Origin of the sequence: Psychrobacter sp. FME6, from assembly GCF_014861365.1 — a bacterium.
GTDB lineage: Bacteria > Pseudomonadota > Gammaproteobacteria > Pseudomonadales > Moraxellaceae > Psychrobacter.
In genome coordinates this window covers 12,707-28,635 of the sequence record NZ_RRYW01000001.1, presented here as the reverse complement: position 1 = coordinate 28,635, position 15,929 = coordinate 12,707, and the positions used below count along the sequence as shown (strand labels likewise).

The following is a 15,929-nucleotide window of genomic DNA, read 5'->3' as shown; positions in this document are numbered from 1 at the left end:
AGATTTTAAAACTAAGGGCAGTCGCTGCATTCAGTGACTGCCCTTAGTTTATATAAACTGCTTTTATCTTACGATTTATATCCGTCAATACTTGGCGCTATTTATCACTAGTTATTGTATTACTGGCTGCTCAAGCGTCATTGGTTTATCAGCAACCGGCTTAGTGAATGATTGCATATTGGGTTGTTTGCCATCTTGACGCATTTTTAATAGCACTTTTTGATACCATGGTAGACGCTGATAAGCCAAAAGCTGTTCCGCAATCTTCTTGTTATTTTGCAACGTCTGTGTATTTTGGATGACATAAACGGTACGCTCAACCTGTTTTAGCAGCTGCCCTTTTTCATTTTTAAGCACTATTTTTATATTGTGTGCACCCGGTAGAATATCGACGGTGGCAATTGAAACACTCAGACCTTGCGCCACTTCATTACCATCTAAGTAAATGCTCACGCTATCACCTGCTTGTAGAGCGGGTTTTAGTTGGACATTGACATCGATACTTTGAACTGGACGACGATAAGCGCGTTCTGCGCTAGGCTCAGTAATAGCAAGCTGATAGCTGACAGGGGCTTTAACCGCTGATGGTTTATCGGCAGGTGCAGGCGGCGCTTGGGTACTATTGGCAGGCTGATTATTTGCATTGCCAGTTTGGCTAGCACTGTTTGAACCAACACTATCGTTCCCAGTCATAACACTGGTCTGACTAATTTTCTTGCCTGATTGTTGTTCGTAGTTCTGCGGACGATCGGTAAAGGTAACTTGACCTGTCTTCTCATCGACGATTTTATAAATAGCAGCAGCATTTGCCATCGGCGCGTAAAGACTGGCTGTGCTAATGACGAGTCCTGTGAGTAGACTTAAGGTCAGATTTTTACGTAAAACATTGCTTTTTGATAATAAAGTCATAGTCAATCAGCCCAATAGGTATTGATTATTAATATATAGATAAAACTATTATGCGGTATTTTTAGCATTAAATCAGTAATGACCTCAAAAAACCTCATTAATCAAGCTAACCTCTTTAGTAAACAAAAAAACCAGCTAAGGGTTACTTAACTGGTTTTTCTTAATCAGAGGTTAAAGCTTTTATTGCTGATTAGCAGCTATAGTACAAGTCAAACTCAACGGGATGCACAGTGACGTTTAGACGCTGTACTTCTTCTTGTTTGAGCGCAATATAGGCTTCTAGCATCTCTTTAGTGAATACGTCACCTTTTAATAAAAACTCATGGTCATCTTTTAAGGCTTGCAGTGCCACTTCTAAGTTTTCAGCGACCGTTGGAATCAGTGCTTCTTCTTCTGGCGGCAAGTCATATAAATTCTTATCAGCGGCTTCACCTGGATGCATTTTGTTTTGAATGCCATCAAGACCTGCCATCAACAATGCGGCAAAGGCCAGATACGGATTGGCTGCTGGATCAGGGAAACGCGATTCGACACGGACCGCTTTTGGGCTGCTGACGTGTGGAATACGGATAGACGCTGAACGGTTAGAAGCTGAGTACGCAAGCTTAATAGGCGCTTCATAATGTGGCACTAGACGCTTATAACTGTTGGTCGATGGATTGGTAATCGCGTTCAATGCACGAGCATGCTTGATGATACCACCAATGAAATATAGCGCCGTCTCAGAAAGACCTGCATATTCATCGCCAGAGAAGGTATTGACGCCATCTTTTGAGATAGAAATATGCACGTGCATACCCGAACCATTATCACCAACGACTGGCTTTGGCATAAAGGTCGCTGTTTTACCAAACTGATGGGCGACGTTATGAACGGCATATTTTAGCTGCTGTACTTCATCGGCTTTACGAACTAGGGTGTTAAAAGCAACACCGATTTCTAGCTGACAAGGGGCAACTTCATGGTGATGAACTTCGATACAGCCTTCGCCAACGATATCTTCGATGCGCTCGCACATAACCGTACGCATATCTTGTGAGCTATCCACCGGTGGTACTGGTACATAAGCACCTTTGACACGTGGACGATGACCCATGTTGCCCCACTCATAGTCTTTATTGGTTGACCATGCTGCTTCTTCAGCGACAATTTCGTGGCTGACACCAGACATATCAATCGACCATTTAACTTCGTCAAAAACAAAGAACTCAGGTTCAGGACCAAAGTAAGCCGTATCACCGATACCGGTAGATTTTAAATACTCTTCAGCACGGCGTGCGATAGAGCGTGGATCCCGGTCATAGCCTTGTAGCGTTGATGGTTCAATGATGTCACAAGTCACGACCACAGTGACCGCATCAAAGAACGGATCGATAAATGCAGTCTCTGGATCAGGGCGCAAAATCATATCCGAGGCTTCAATACCTTTCCAACCAGCAATAGATGAGCCGTCAAACATTTTGCCGTCTTCCATCACCTCTTCGTCAACACTATGCGCCGGAAAGCTCATATGATGCTCTTTGCCACGTGTATCCGTGAAACGAAAATCAACCCATTTGGCATTAGATGACTCGATGAGATCAAGTAGTTTATTCGACATGAATATTTTCCTTTATGGTTATCGTATTACTGAGATTAAAGATTAGGGTTTAACGTCAATACTTAAAGCGATGAATTAACTGTTATTTAAAAACTATGAAATCTGTTGCTGAAATTAGGGCGTATTTTCTCGTTTTTAACGGCAGAATTAATGGTAAATTATAATCCGCCGAATAAATGCAGGTGCTATTTTAGCAACATCTGACTCATAATGCTGAACTCTTCAAATGCATATTAGTAAATATTTTTATAGCTGCTAGTAATACTTGGCACTCATACTGGTTAGACAGGCAACGACTCAGCATAACCTGAACAATCAAGACTGATTGAATCTGACTCATAAAAATATAGGCAATGATAGGCTGCGTTTGATAGACAGCAAAATAGTGGTAAGATAACGACGTTTAAAAAGTACTCGTTGTCATAAAAACTGCCTAACTTTACACCTTGCTATAAGTAAAAATCAACGTGGTTAATTATAAAAATGTGAAATCCAACCAAATCAATGAGTTGAACCCCTAATGATTTTGATGATCGATAATTACGACAGCTTTACGTACAATATTGTACAGTACTTCGGTGAATTGCAGCAGGACATCACCGTCTGGCGTAACGATCAGGCTACCATCGAGCAGATTAAAACCCTTGCGCCCGATATCATTGTCATTGGCCCTGGCCCATGTGATCCTGACCGTGCTGGTATTTCCTTAGAGGTTATCGATACCTTTAAAGGCGTTATTCCGATATTAGGTATTTGCTTGGGTCATCAAGCGCTTGGACAAGCGTTTGGCGGACAAGTGGTCAAAGCAGATGAAGTCATGCACGGACGTCTATCTGCTATTTATCATAACGGACAAGGGGTCTTTATTAACTTACCTAATCCGGTGCAATTCACGCGCTATCACTCACTAGTGGTTGATAAAACCAGCTTACCTGAGTGTTTTGAAATGACTGCTTGGACACAAAACATCGATGATGATATCGAAGAAATTATGGGCATTCGCCACCGTGAATTTGCAATCGAAGGCGTTCAGTTCCATCCTGAGTCTATTTTAAGCGAAGCTGGTTATCAGCTGCTTAATAACTTCTTACAAGCGCACAACTTAGCAGTAGTAGACTCAAGTGAGCTGCCACAAGTAGGCTAACTGTTTTTAACGCGTTAGCTTTTGAAAATACGCGACCCATTTAACCAATTTATTTAAACTATAAAAGATAATAATAAGTGAGAACACTATGACCAATACGACTATGCAGGATGCACTTCCAAAAACCATCCATACCCCTGAACACATCAATCAGCTGTCCGATGAAGACACACATAAAATACTAACCACCGCCTTAGATAGAATTTTTCAGCACATCGATCTAACCTTTGATGAGATGTATCAAGTGATGCTCATCGTTATGCAAGGCAGATGCAGCGATGCCATGATGGGCGCTGTGTTGACTGGTCTACGTATGAAAGGTGAGTCAATCGATGAAATTACCGCATCGGCCAGTGCCATGCGTGCCTTGGCTGCCAATATTAGCCCGAAAAATTGCGATTATCTGGTGGATATCGTCGGCACAGGCGGTGATGGCGCCAATTTATTTAACGTCTCTACCGCATCAGCGTTGGTCGCTGCCGCGGCTGGGGCACAAGTAGCTAAGCACGGCAACCGCGGCGTCTCTACCAAGTCTGGTAGCTCAGACCTCTTAGAGCAAGCGGGTATTAGCCTCGCCCTAACCCCTGAGCAAGCACAAGATTGTATCGAAAACCAAGGTATTGGTTTCTTATTTGCACCCAACCACCACAGTGCCATGCGTTATGCCAACCCCGTACGCCGCGAACTAAAAGCGCGGACGATTTTTAATATTTTAGGACCACTCACCAACCCTGCTGGCACACCCAATTTAGTCATTGGCGTCTTTACCGCACAACTATGCGAGCCTATCGCCAAAGTGATGAAAAACTTAGGCGCACGTCATGTGATGGTCGTCGGCGCAAAAGACGGCTTGGATGAAATCAGTCTTGCAACATCGACTACTGTCGCTGAATTAAAAGACGGTAACATCTCCGTATATGAGATGATGCCAGAAGATGCAGGCATCGAATCACAAACGCTTATCGGTCTCGATGTAGCTTCCCCAGAGCAGAGCTTAGCGCTGATTCGTGCGGCTTTGTCAGGGACAGAGACCCACGACCGCGCGATCCTAAAGGCGCGTGATATGATTGCGCTTAATGCCGGCGCAGCGATATATACCGCAGGACTTGCTAGCAACTACCCCAATGGTGTTAGCCGAGCTCAAAAAGTCATCCAAAATGGTGATGCGTTAATTAAGCTTGAGTCCTTAGCCGAATATACGCAGCAGCTGGCAACACAAAACTAATCACTCGTTATTTTTGTGATGACATTTAACTTATGACGCCACTTTATTTGCGATAGTTTAAATCTATCCGTACACCGTTCACGCTATTATTGACTATTTATTTATATTAAATATATTTGGATCCTGCTATGACTACCAACACGACATCCCGCTCAGATATTCCCTCGGTGTTGCAGCGCATTGTCGCCACCAAAAAAATCGAGGTAGCAGCGGCTCGCGAGGCGCAATCGCTTGAGCAGTTACAAGCGCAAGTAGCCGCTGACAATAAACCACGCCGAGGCTTCGCGGCGGCGCTAAGAGCGACCAGCACTAAAGAGAACGGTATCGGCATCATTGCTGAAATAAAAAAGGCCTCACCCTCTAAAGGCATTATCAACCATAACTTTTCGCCCGCATTATTTGCCAAGCAGTATGAACAAGCGGGTGCCAGCTGCCTATCGATATTAACCGACCGCGATTACTTTCAAGGTGATGATAGCTATCTTATTGCCGCTGCCAATGCCTCAAGCCTGCCGATACTCCGTAAAGACTTTATGATTGATGTGTATCAGATTTATCAGTCTTATCTGATGGGTGCGGACTGCATCTTATTAATCATGGCATGCCTTGATGACTCTCAAGTGCAAGAGCTCCATGCTTTAAGTATCGAGCTAGGAATGGATGTATTAATAGAAGTCCATACAGCGGGCGAGCTTGAACGCGCACTACAGTTGCCGCGCTCAGAGCATAATATCTATGGTATTAATAATCGTGATTTAAATACCTTTGACGTCGACCTACAAACCACGCTGGATTTAAAAAACACCTTATTACAGGCGTTGGCGATCGATGATGCACTGGCTGCCAATCCCAACGACCACTTAAAACGCCCACTTATCGTCACCGAAAGTGGTATCCATAATAGCGATGATATTCGTTTGATGTTAGATCACGATATTCAGCATTTTTTAATTGGTGAGCAGTTTATGAAGACCGATCACCCTGGACAAGCGTTACAATCCTTACTTGCGGGCGTCGCAGCAGACGAGTAAAGTAACCCAAACAGTTTGGACTTAACCAAGCTAGATAGCTTATATTTATAAATTAATGGCTATTAATAATTAATTCATTCATCAACCAACGATACGTTAACTTTATGTCAAACTCTCTATTTTCAAAAGAAATGCAAGACCAGCTCAAAGAGCTAAAAGGCCAACTGAGCAAAGGTCGTGATACCAATTCACCTGAAGGTGACAATCAGAAACCAACAGAGCCTGTTTCGCTACTCAGCCAAAAGCAAGTTAAAAAAACAGTCAAACAGTTGGACAGCGAACATATCGATGATGATAAAGTCCTGTTTATGCAAGCGATGCACGGTGTCAGTCAGCTCGATGACAAAAACGTACGCTCACCTGCCAATGCTGCAAAGGCCGGCAAACCTGATGCCACGACGCTGTCTAAACGTGCGGCGGCTCAAGGTAGCGAAAGCGCGGATTTAAGTGCGGGCTTGTCAGATATGCAAGCACTGCTGAATCCTGTCGCGGCTGAGGCGTACTTGTCTTATAAACAACCAACGTTACAAAATAAGATTTTTGATCAGCTCAAAAAAGGCAAGCTGCGTTGGTATGATGCGGTCGATATTCATGGCTGCACCATCGAAGAAGCACGTGATGCGATGACTCAGTTATTAAGTCAAGCGAAGCAGAACAATGAAACGATGGTAAAAATTGTCCATGGCAAAGGCTCTGAGGCAATCTTAAAAACCTGCGTCAATGGCTGGTTGCGCCAGCTACCAGAAGTATTGGCTTTTTGCTCTGCCCCACCAAAAGATGGCGGTAATGGTGCCGTTTTGGTGCTGCTAAAAAAGCCTAAAGCTGATGGCGAATAAGTATCAAGGTTAAACATAAAAAGGACTGCTGTGAGCGGTCCTTTTTTTATATTAAAAATATCACAGGTTCTTGTATAGCTGATCCAATTTAAAAGCAATGCAGTACTATTGCTGTAATTTTTTCGCAGCCTCTGTCTGCGTAGGCACAGCAAGCAAGAAAAAACGGTACCTGCTGTACGTGATGTAGCGATATTACTTCTCACTGACTATAGCACGCTGTAATGGCTGTACTCTTTTTATTTAAAACTAACTATATCAGCATCAATCCCACTTTTAAGGCGAAGCCATTATGAGCATACAGACGATTGAAAGTACTCAGCAATTAAACGCACACATAACGGCTTTGATTGCTATCGAGCCAAGATTTTCTCAGGTTTATGAGCAAGTGGGTGTGCCTGATTTACGCCATAATACGGGCGGGTTTGAGCAGCTGGTAAGAGCTATGGTCGGTCAACAGCTCTCTGTAGCAGCGGCTACCAGTATTTGGCAACGATTGGTTGATGCAAGCTTGATAAGCCCGAAAATGATTAGCCAAGCAACAGACGAGACTTTGAAAGCAAAAGGATTGTCTAAACAAAAGGTTCGCTATATCCGCTCATTAGTAGATCATGATATAGATTTTTCCGCATTAGAAACCATGCCAGATGAAGAGGTGATAAAAACTCTAACCGCCGTTATCGGCATCGGTCAATGGACCGCTGAGATGTACTTGTTATTTTCATTAAAACGAGCTGACATTCTTGCGGTTGATGATTTAGCCATCAAGGTCGCAGCAATGTCGCTATTAGATCTGACAGAACGCCCAACGCCAAAACAGCTAAAAACACTCACCCAAAACTGGGCACCGCACCGTAGTGCAGCTGGTTTACTGCTCTGGTCTTACTACGGCTTATTACGTAATACAGCCGCCCTCCCTTTATAATACCAAACCCAAAAAGTACGATTAGCCGTGTCAAACTCGCTTAGTCTATAATGCGTAGCACTTACACTCTTTTTCCCTGCTACTCTAGTTTTTGTGAATGTTATAAGTTAAGTGTTATAAGGTAAAGACCATAAGGACAGCCCCTAGTTATAAGGCTGATTCCATATAGAAAAATCGAACTTTCTCTTGGTACGCTTAAACTTACTTTTCTTAAGTATACGGCTTCTATTTTTTAATGCTTTAAGGGTACTATTCTTTTTTAATTTCGCGGAGGCAGTCTTTTTCTTATTGTCCGCCCCGTTATTATCAGCGCTATTACCCTTTTTATCTAAGTCAATCGTGTCCTGTGCACTAGTATCATCACTATCATTTTCCTCACTTAATGCATCACTTACAGGGTCATTTATGTCGCCCTCGATAACCGTTTCTATCTGATGTTGAGGTTCAAGTTCAGCTTGATTGACGATAAGCTGCTGCGTTGGCAGCGCATGCTCAACTTTATATTTTTTGACAAGGGTTAATATCTCAACCAACAAAGTATCTTGTTTGCCATAAAACTCTATAACATCAAAGGAGTTAACATAAGCGCGCAGCTGAATGATATAACAGTCTTGGCGCAACTCTAAAATATTGGCCTGATTCCACTCTTGGTTAGTCAGCTCATGATCGTTCAAAAACTTATCTAAATCCTTGACCATCTTAAAAATAACGTCAATATCCGCATTGCGTTTGATATATAAGTTATGCAAGAAATGAAACATGTCACGTGAAGTATAGTTCTCAATTTGCATCGATGAGAAGTCACTGTTGGGAACAGTAACGACTGTGCGGTCTAATGTACGTACCCGTGATGAGCGGATACCGATATCGATAACCGTACCCGCCTGCGTACCAAAACTACAGTAGTCGCCTATCCGTACTGGGGAGTCAGCCACCACGACCACACTACCGACGAGGTTCTCGATGGTCTTTTGCGCACCCAGTGCTAACGCTAAACCACCAACCCCTAATGCCGCAATACCTGTGGTCAAATCAAAACCTAAATTACCGAAGATGACGATGACGGCAAATATTAATAACAGCGCCTTGACCACCTTGCGGAGCAACCCCAAAATCGAGACTCGTTCAGTATGGTTTTTCTTATAGCTCAAATTCACTGCGCGGGTGAACAATGCATCAACAATACGTAATAATAACCAAGTAATCGCGACCCACGAAGCAATTTCAGTAAAGCGATTAACCGGCTCACGTAGAGTCACTGACACGCCAGCGTAAACCATTACCTCAGACAGTATCAACGCCATAATTACCACAGAAAGTGGCAAAATTACTTTATTAGGGAAAGGTAACGGCACGCCGCGTACACGAGGATAACTGATTCTCAGTAAATGATACGATAGCCAAACCATAATATAAGTCAGCAAAAAACTACTGATAATCATGGCCAGTGCCGCCACCAAATCTACTAACTCGTAACCAAGTAACTTCTTGCCCTCTAGTGAGTCAATCGTATAACGAGAGACCAAAGTCGGTTGGTAGTCTTCTATCACCTCTGGTACTGAGCTAAGCGTATCCGTCGAGAACTGCCAGTATTTTTCACCTTGCTCAGAGACCACTCTTTCTAATAGTAGTGGCACATTTTTTTCGCCGACATTAATAGCACCAACATTTTCTTGGTTTGATGGTAATTGGTCGGTTAGATTGCCTTCGGGGGTGTTATTGATTTGCAAATCAGGCTGAAAGCGGCCACCTGCATCAAGCGCCTGTTTGAATTGCCGTACGATCGTCGTTGGATTGTCAGACTTGGATAAATTTAAATAATTACTGGCCAGCAGATAATCGTTTTCACCCAGCGCCCCAATAAACCCTTGTACCGTATGGCGCGGCGTATCTCGCCCAAATGAATCTGGTATAGAGGTATTATCAGTCGTTTCTTCATTATTATTACTACTACTGCCCACACCCAATATACCAGCTTCAGCAGCAACTGCGCTATGCGGTGCAACTAGGCTCAATATCACAGCAATGAGAAAGGCTATCATTGTGAATGATATTTTAGTAGGTGAAAATGACGGAGGTGGCGCGGTGCTGGTACTCAGATGACGCTTAATAGACAAAACAAACCTCATGGCTTTAATAGTATGACGAAGGACAAGATAAGAGTTGCCACTATAATAGCAATTATTTATGACAGCAATGCTTTTGGTTGGCTTTTATATGGTTGGCTATTTTTATAGTTAACTGTATTAGGGTGTGTCCTCATTTTGAAAATGGTGATAAAAATGAGATAAATTGCAGTCAAACAAGGAAAATAGTACAGATAATATCAAGATATTAGCCAGCTATTTGACGCAGTTTGGCAAGATTTAGCCATTCTTAGCCCATTTAGTTGATTTCGTTCAGATTGAGGACATGCCCTAAGACTATCTATAAAAACGCTGATAATAATGCTAGCAGCTCTTAAGGAAATAAACCTTAGCTCATCATGAAAACTACTCAGCCTATGATGAATAAACATTAGGTTAAAGTAGTTTATAAATCAGGCACTTTTATAGATAATGAGCGCGTGTAATAAATGTATTACTTTTTGTAATTTTTAAATTCTTGACCTTCTCTTCTGTATCTTCTTTATTTGATTAATTTGGAATTAAATATGGCTTTATCACGTGCATTTTCGACTACCTATCTTCGGTTATGTATTTTAAGCACGCTTGGCGTATTTGCCATGAATGCAACAGCTGCCACTAATGAATTAAATGATAGCGAGCTACCAGAAGTTGAGCTTGATAAGATCGTCGTAACCGCTACCCGTACAGCGACTAAAATCAGTAATACCATCGCTCAAACCCGAGTAATTGATAAGGAAGAGCTGCAACACCATCAAGGTCAAAGCGCACTTGATGTTCTTAAGCGCCAACCAGGTATCAGTCATTATACCAATGGTGGGACCGGAACCACCTCTAACTTCTATATGCGAGGCTATAACAGCAATCAAATTCTAGTACTTATAGATGGCGTACGCTATAGCTCAATCAGTGCTGGTGGTGCAACCCTTAGCTTATTGCCTGCAGATCAAATCGATCGTATCGAAATCTTATATGGCGCCTCAGGTTCTAGTATCTATGGCGCAGACGCGATGGGCGGCGTGATTCAAGTCTTTACAAAAGGTCGTGATGCAGAACAAAGCCATTTCTCTGTTACTGCTGGCGTAGGCTCTCATGATCAATACTTATACGGCGCTAGTGCCCAAATTAATAATGATAGTGGTACGACTCTAAGTCTATCAGCCAGCCATAATGAAACAGATGGTTTTAATGCCACTTTGCCGGACCCTAGCAATCCATACTCGTCTTACAATGGCGATGATGATGGCTTTAAAAGTGACAATGTGAGTTTGGCGATAACACAACGCATCAATGAGCAATGGTTAGCGGGTGCTAGTGCTTTATACAGCAAGTCCACGACAGACTTTGATGATGGTGATTTTGAAAACGCCCATGCAGACCAAGAAAATGGAGCCGCTCAGGCGTTTGTTGATTGGCGTTATCTGCCTGGCTCATCCTTAAAGCTTCAATACGGTCACTCAATTGATAAGAGTGATACTTATGGTCAATTTGGTGACGTATTTAATACTAAGCAAGATCAAGTTAGCTTGATTGGACAACACAAACTAGCAGTTGGCCAAGGTATCTATGGGTTAGAGTACCTTAACCAAGGTCTCGATAGTACTGCTTATGACGTCAATGATCGTGATGTGAAAAGTGCATTTTTAGGATACGTATTAGCAAACAATCAATTCGATGCTCAAGCCAACCTACGGTTTGATGATGACTCACAATATGGTAATGAAACCACCTATAACTTAGGCGGTGCTTATCATATTAATCCTAATATACGCGCTGGGGTTAACTACGCTAAAGGATTCCGCGCCCCTACCTTTAATGACTTATACTATCCTGGCTCAGGAAATACTGACTTGAAGCCTGAAACCAGTGATAACTACGAAGCCTTTATGGAGTACGACACTGATATTCAGTCTACACGGTTAACCGGTTACTATAGTAAAGTAGAAGATTTGATTGGCTATGTTGCTAAGCCCACCCCAAGCAATCCGTTTGGTGGTAGCAGCGAAAACGTTGATAAAGCCAAAATCAAAGGTGTGACATTAACGTCAGACTGGGTCGTTGATAACTACCTATTTGGTGGTAGCTATGACTATCAGCAAGCAAAAGATGATAGTAACGGAATGAATGATGGTAACTTCCTGTCTATTCGTCCCGAACATCAAGGGTTGGTATATGCTGGTTATCGCCTACCAAGCTTGGATATCCGCGCTGAATATGAACACGTAGGTGATTATTATAGCAATGTCGCCAATACAGACTCACAATTGGTCGACTCTTATGGCTTAGTGAATATCAGTGGTAACTATAAACTGACTGACAATCTATCGATGACCGCACGTCTAAACAATATTACTAATAAAAAATATATTACCCTGCCCGGTTATGATACTGACGGTATCAACTTCTTCACCTCACTTACTTATAACTGGTACTAAGCTTATTTAGCGCCAGTTATAAATTAGGTCATAAATAATTAAGGTCATCACTCGATGGCCTTTTTTTATGGTATTAGAAATCTCATCATCATTTGATATGCCATGATTGCCTATTATTTATATCAGTCAATAGGTGACAATCTAGGTTGCATCTATTACAATAATCACCCTCCGAGAGGTGTTGCGCCATAATCATTGATTACTGCATTTAAGCTATATCGCTGTGCATATTATTCATTATGTTAGGCTCGGTAACTGTTTAATAATCACTCCGCTGATTATTGACAGCGCAAATAACGGCACCTGCGTTTTTATTCTTTTTATCATAAATTAACCACTGATAGGAGCATATTATGGACGCAGTGTCTAACACCCCATCTGCCCATACGATCGATCCCTCTTTCACTGACTATAAAGTCGCTGACATCAGCTTAGCTGATTACGGCCGCCGTGAAATCACCCTTGCTGAAGCCGAAATGCCTGCCCTGATGGGTTTGCGTCGTCGCTACGAAGCAGAACAGCCGCTTAAAGGCGCGAAAATCGCTGGCTGTATCCACATGACTATTCAGACTGCCGTTCTTATCGAGACGCTGATTGCGCTCGGTGCCGAAGTACGCTGGACGTCATGTAATATCTTCTCAACCCAAGACCATGCTGCGGCTGCGATTGCTGCTGCTGGTATTCCAGTATTTGCATGGAAAGGCGAAACTGACGAAGAGTACGAATGGTGCTTACGTCAACAAATCCACGTTGGCGGTGAAGCGTCTGGTCAGCTTTGGGATGCAAACCTAATCTTGGATGACGGCGGTGACTTAACTGCTTTGATTCATAATGATTATGCCCAATTGCTGGATAATATCCATGGTATTTCAGAAGAAACCACTACTGGCGTCCATCGCTTGGTTGAAATGCTTGGTAAAGGCACGCTAAAAGTACCTGCTATCAACGTCAATGATGCGGTCACCAAGTCTAAAAACGACAACAAATACGGCTGCCGTCATAGCTTAAATGACGCTATCAAACGTGCTACTGACATGTTCCTTGCTGGTCGTCGCGCCTTAGTTATCGGTTATGGCGATGTGGGTAAAGGCTCGACGCAAAGCTTACGTCAAGAAGGTATGATTGTCCGTGTTTCAGAAGTCGATCCTATCTGCGCGATGCAGGCATGTATGGACGGTTTTGAAGTACTATCACCATATATCAATGGCGATAACAGCGGTGGCGCAGAAAACATCAATACTCGCTTGCTCGAAGACACCGACATGATTGTCACCACTACCGGCAACTATCATGTTTGTGATAGACATATGCTAGCGGCGCTTAAACCGGGTGCAGTGGTTTGTAACATCGGTCACTTTGATACCGAAATCGACACGCAGTTTATGCGTGATAACTGGCGCTGGGTTGAGATTAAACCACAAGTCCATCAAATCTTCCGCTCAGACGATGAAAACGACTATTTAATTTTGCTTGCTGAAGGTCGCTTAGTAAACCTAGGTAATGCGACTGGTCACCCATCACGCGTGATGGACGGCTCATTTGCCAACCAAGTACTAGCGCAAATGTATCTGTTCGAAGAAAAATTTGCAGAGCTACCAGCTGATACACGTGCTGATAACTTATACGTCAAAGTATTGCCTAAGAAACTTGACGAAGAAGTCGCTGCTGCGATGGTTGCTGGTTTTAACGGTACGCTAACTAAGCTGACTGAAAAACAAGCTGAGTACTTGGGTGTGCCTGTAGAAGGTCCATTTAAGCCTGACGCTTATAAATATTAAAAGGAGCCAGACTGTGACTAAGCCTGCTTTCTCCTTTGAGTTTTTTCCGGCCAAAACTGAGCAAGGTCATGAGAAGCTACTCAGTACTTATGATGAGCTGAATAAGCTATCACCGAGCTACTTTTCGGTGACTTATGGGGCTGGCGGCTCAACCCGTAGCCGCACCTTGGATATTGTTCAAGCCTTATGCGCACGCGGTCAGACCGATGTTGCACCGCACATGTCTTGTATCGGTGATGATAAAGCGGAAATCGCTGAATTGCTGGAGCATTACAAAAGCTTAGGCATTAAGCGTCTGGTAGCACTACGTGGTGACTTGCCATCAGGGCAAGTTGGTATGGGTGAGCTGCCGTTTGCGTTAGACTTGGTTAAGTTTATCCGTGAACACTCAGGTGACCACTTCCGTATAGAGGTAGCGGCCTACCCTGAGATGCATCCCCAAGCGCGTAGTTTTGAGTTCGATGTTGATAACTTGGTTAATAAATATCAAGCTGGTGCCAATTCTTCGATTACCCAGTTTTTCTATAACGCCGATAGCTATTTATATCTGCGTGACAGCTTAGAGAAACGCGGTATCGATACCGTGGCGCAGCCATTGGTTGCTGGTATTATGCCGATTACCAACTCTAGCAATCTGGTACGTTTTGCTGATAGCTGTGGCGCAGATATTCCGCGTTACGTGCGTAAGCAATTGGCCGACTTTGGCGACGACCGCAAAGCCATTCGCGAGTTTGGTTTTGAGGTGGTACACCGTCTTTGTGAGCGTTTAATCACTGAGGGCGCGCCCGCCATGCATTTTTATAGCATGAATAAGGTTGAGCCTAATAAACGTTTGGTTGAAGCTTTAGGACTGTCTACTTAGAATCCTCTACTTAAACCGGTACTATATTGATTAGCTTAAAAACTGGCGTTCTTAGGAGTGCCAGTTTTTTTTGGTATTACGATTGCATTAATGACAAACCCTTTACCCACTCAAATGATATTCTGCTAAGATACTGAACATATATCATGACTGCCATTATAGGAATAAGTAACTTTGCGACGTTTTTTTTATGCCACCAGTGATGAATCAAATCTAACCTACCCTCAGCTTAATAGTTTGCCTATCGGCGCTGATATTGAGTTAACAGAGAGTATCGTTCATCATTGGTGCCGGGTATTACGAGCCAATATTGGCGATCGAGGTATTTTATTTGATGGCTTTGGCGGTGAGTATCAAGTGCAGCTAAAAACTATCAGCAAAAAGCACGCCACGGTAACGTTATTGGCTCATATCAATGAAGACCGTAGTGCATCCGTATCAACTAAAGTCGGTCTGGTGATGAGTCGCGGCGAACGGATGGATTATGCGATTCAGAAGTCGACTGAGCTTGGGGTGACTGCTATTCAACTGCTAAGCAGTCATCATGGCGAGGTTAATCTAAAACCTGCACAAGTCGAAAAAAAGCTTGCACACTGGCAGCAGATCGCTATTGCCGCCTGTGAACAATGTGGACTCAATCGCCCACCGCTTATCCTTGCCCCGCTATCTATCACTGACTGGCTGAAACAATTAGAAGCCAATCCCTATAAGCCTTCCAAAACTTCAAACACAGAAACAACGGTCAGCTCTATCGTAGCCATGCTTAGCCAAAGTCCCTATTATAAAGTATTACAGCAACCAGCCGACTTGAGACTACAGTTAAGCGTGCCAGCAGAAGGACAACCCGCTAGGCCTGAATCCTTATCCACCGTGCTAAAACAACAAACCCCTTATATTGAGCTCTTGGTTGGCCCTGAAGGCGGACTTAGCAGCGATGAATGCGCACAAGCCGCAAACGTGGGTTTTAAGCCTTGGCAAATCGGCACGAGAGTCTTACGTACTGAGACCGCACCCGTGGTTGCGCTAGTCACCCTACATGCTCTCAGTCATTAGTTTGTAAT

Annotated in this window: 12 protein-coding genes; 9 read left to right on the top strand and 3 right to left on the bottom strand. The window is 43.3% G+C overall.

Annotation, left to right across the window (positions count from 1 at the left end; genetic code table 11):
- Nucleotides 1-111 precede the first annotated feature (111 nt).
- Nucleotides 112-909 (bottom strand): DUF4124 domain-containing protein, encoded by a 798-nt coding sequence (locus EI162_RS00095; RefSeq protein ID WP_192522399.1) that lies wholly within the window; start codon nucleotides 907-909, stop codon nucleotides 112-114.
- A 190-nt stretch (nucleotides 910-1,099) separates the two neighbouring features.
- On the bottom strand, nucleotides 1,100-2,509 hold the full coding sequence (gene glnA, locus EI162_RS00090; protein WP_192522398.1) for a type I glutamate--ammonia ligase: 1,410 nt from the start codon (nucleotides 2,507-2,509) through the stop codon (nucleotides 1,100-1,102).
- A gap of 520 nt (nucleotides 2,510-3,029) precedes the next feature.
- On the opposite strand from glnA, the gene EI162_RS00085 reads away from it, so the two are divergent.
- From EI162_RS00085 to EI162_RS00065, 5 genes are all read left to right on the top strand, one after another.
- Nucleotides 3,030-3,653 carry an anthranilate synthase component II gene (locus EI162_RS00085; protein ID WP_192522397.1) on the top strand — a complete coding sequence of 208 codons (624 nt, stop codon included), beginning with the start codon at nucleotides 3,030-3,032 and terminating at the stop codon, nucleotides 3,651-3,653.
- Between the two features lie 103 nt (nucleotides 3,654-3,756).
- The gene (gene trpD / locus EI162_RS00080) at nucleotides 3,757-4,878 is read left to right on the top strand and encodes an anthranilate phosphoribosyltransferase (RefSeq protein WP_192522448.1); all 1,122 of its coding nucleotides are present in this window, start codon (nucleotides 3,757-3,759) and stop codon (nucleotides 4,876-4,878) included.
- A gap of 128 nt (nucleotides 4,879-5,006) precedes the next feature.
- Nucleotides 5,007-5,909, top strand: a complete 903-nt coding sequence (gene trpC, locus EI162_RS00075; protein WP_192522396.1) for an indole-3-glycerol phosphate synthase TrpC — start codon at nucleotides 5,007-5,009, stop codon at nucleotides 5,907-5,909.
- 104 nt (nucleotides 5,910-6,013) lie between these two features.
- Entirely contained in the window at nucleotides 6,014-6,745 is a 732-nt protein-coding gene (locus EI162_RS00070) for a Smr/MutS family protein (RefSeq protein ID WP_192522395.1), read from the top strand.
- Between the two features lie 289 nt (nucleotides 6,746-7,034).
- Entirely contained in the window at nucleotides 7,035-7,667 is a 633-nt protein-coding gene (locus EI162_RS00065; RefSeq protein ID WP_192522394.1) for a DNA-3-methyladenine glycosylase family protein, read from the top strand.
- Between the two features lie 143 nt (nucleotides 7,668-7,810).
- Here EI162_RS00065 and EI162_RS00060 read toward each other — a convergent pair whose 3' ends face one another.
- Nucleotides 7,811-9,709: a mechanosensitive ion channel family protein gene (locus EI162_RS00060; protein ID WP_225735322.1), complete on the bottom strand. Its 1,899-nt coding sequence runs from the start codon at nucleotides 9,707-9,709 to the stop codon at nucleotides 7,811-7,813.
- A gap of 611 nt (nucleotides 9,710-10,320) precedes the next feature.
- Between EI162_RS00060 and EI162_RS00055 the strand changes: the two genes are divergently transcribed.
- The 4 genes from EI162_RS00055 (at nucleotide 10,321) to EI162_RS00040 (ending at nucleotide 15,921) form a co-directional block, all read left to right on the top strand.
- Nucleotides 10,321-12,228, top strand: a complete 1,908-nt coding sequence (locus EI162_RS00055) for a TonB-dependent receptor plug domain-containing protein (RefSeq protein WP_192522392.1) — start codon at nucleotides 10,321-10,323, stop codon at nucleotides 12,226-12,228.
- A 353-nt stretch (nucleotides 12,229-12,581) separates the two neighbouring features.
- The gene (gene ahcY / locus EI162_RS00050; protein ID WP_192522391.1) at nucleotides 12,582-14,006 is read left to right on the top strand and encodes an adenosylhomocysteinase; all 1,425 of its coding nucleotides are present in this window, start codon (nucleotides 12,582-12,584) and stop codon (nucleotides 14,004-14,006) included.
- A gap of 13 nt (nucleotides 14,007-14,019) precedes the next feature.
- Nucleotides 14,020-14,868 (top strand): methylenetetrahydrofolate reductase, encoded by an 849-nt coding sequence (locus EI162_RS00045; protein WP_192522390.1) that lies wholly within the window; start codon nucleotides 14,020-14,022, stop codon nucleotides 14,866-14,868.
- A gap of 174 nt (nucleotides 14,869-15,042) precedes the next feature.
- Nucleotides 15,043-15,921, top strand: coding sequence for a 16S rRNA (uracil(1498)-N(3))-methyltransferase (locus EI162_RS00040; protein WP_192522389.1), 879 nt, complete (start codon nucleotides 15,043-15,045; stop codon nucleotides 15,919-15,921).
- The last annotated feature ends 8 nt before the right edge of the window (nucleotides 15,922-15,929 follow it).

Bases quoted from the DNA above. Each gene is read 5' to 3' on its own strand.
- EI162_RS00095 (WP_192522399.1), bottom strand. From the start codon at position 909: ATGACTTTATTATCAAAAAGCAATGTTTTACGTAAAAATCTGACCTTA.
- glnA (WP_192522398.1), bottom strand. From the start codon at position 2,509: ATGTCGAATAAACTACTTGATCTCATCGAGTCATCTAATGCCAAATGG.
- EI162_RS00085 (WP_192522397.1), top strand. From the start codon at position 3,030: ATGATTTTGATGATCGATAATTACGACAGCTTTACGTACAATATTGTA.
- trpD (WP_192522448.1), top strand. From the start codon at position 3,757: ATGCAGGATGCACTTCCAAAAACCATCCATACCCCTGAACACATCAAT.
- trpC (WP_192522396.1), top strand. From the start codon at position 5,007: ATGACTACCAACACGACATCCCGCTCAGATATTCCCTCGGTGTTGCAG.
- EI162_RS00070 (WP_192522395.1), top strand. From the start codon at position 6,014: ATGTCAAACTCTCTATTTTCAAAAGAAATGCAAGACCAGCTCAAAGAG.
- EI162_RS00065 (WP_192522394.1), top strand. From the start codon at position 7,035: ATGAGCATACAGACGATTGAAAGTACTCAGCAATTAAACGCACACATA.
- EI162_RS00060 (WP_225735322.1), bottom strand. From the start codon at position 9,709: ATGATAGCCTTTCTCATTGCTGTGATATTGAGCCTAGTTGCACCGCAT.
- EI162_RS00055 (WP_192522392.1), top strand. From the start codon at position 10,321: ATGGCTTTATCACGTGCATTTTCGACTACCTATCTTCGGTTATGTATT.
- ahcY (WP_192522391.1), top strand. From the start codon at position 12,582: ATGGACGCAGTGTCTAACACCCCATCTGCCCATACGATCGATCCCTCT.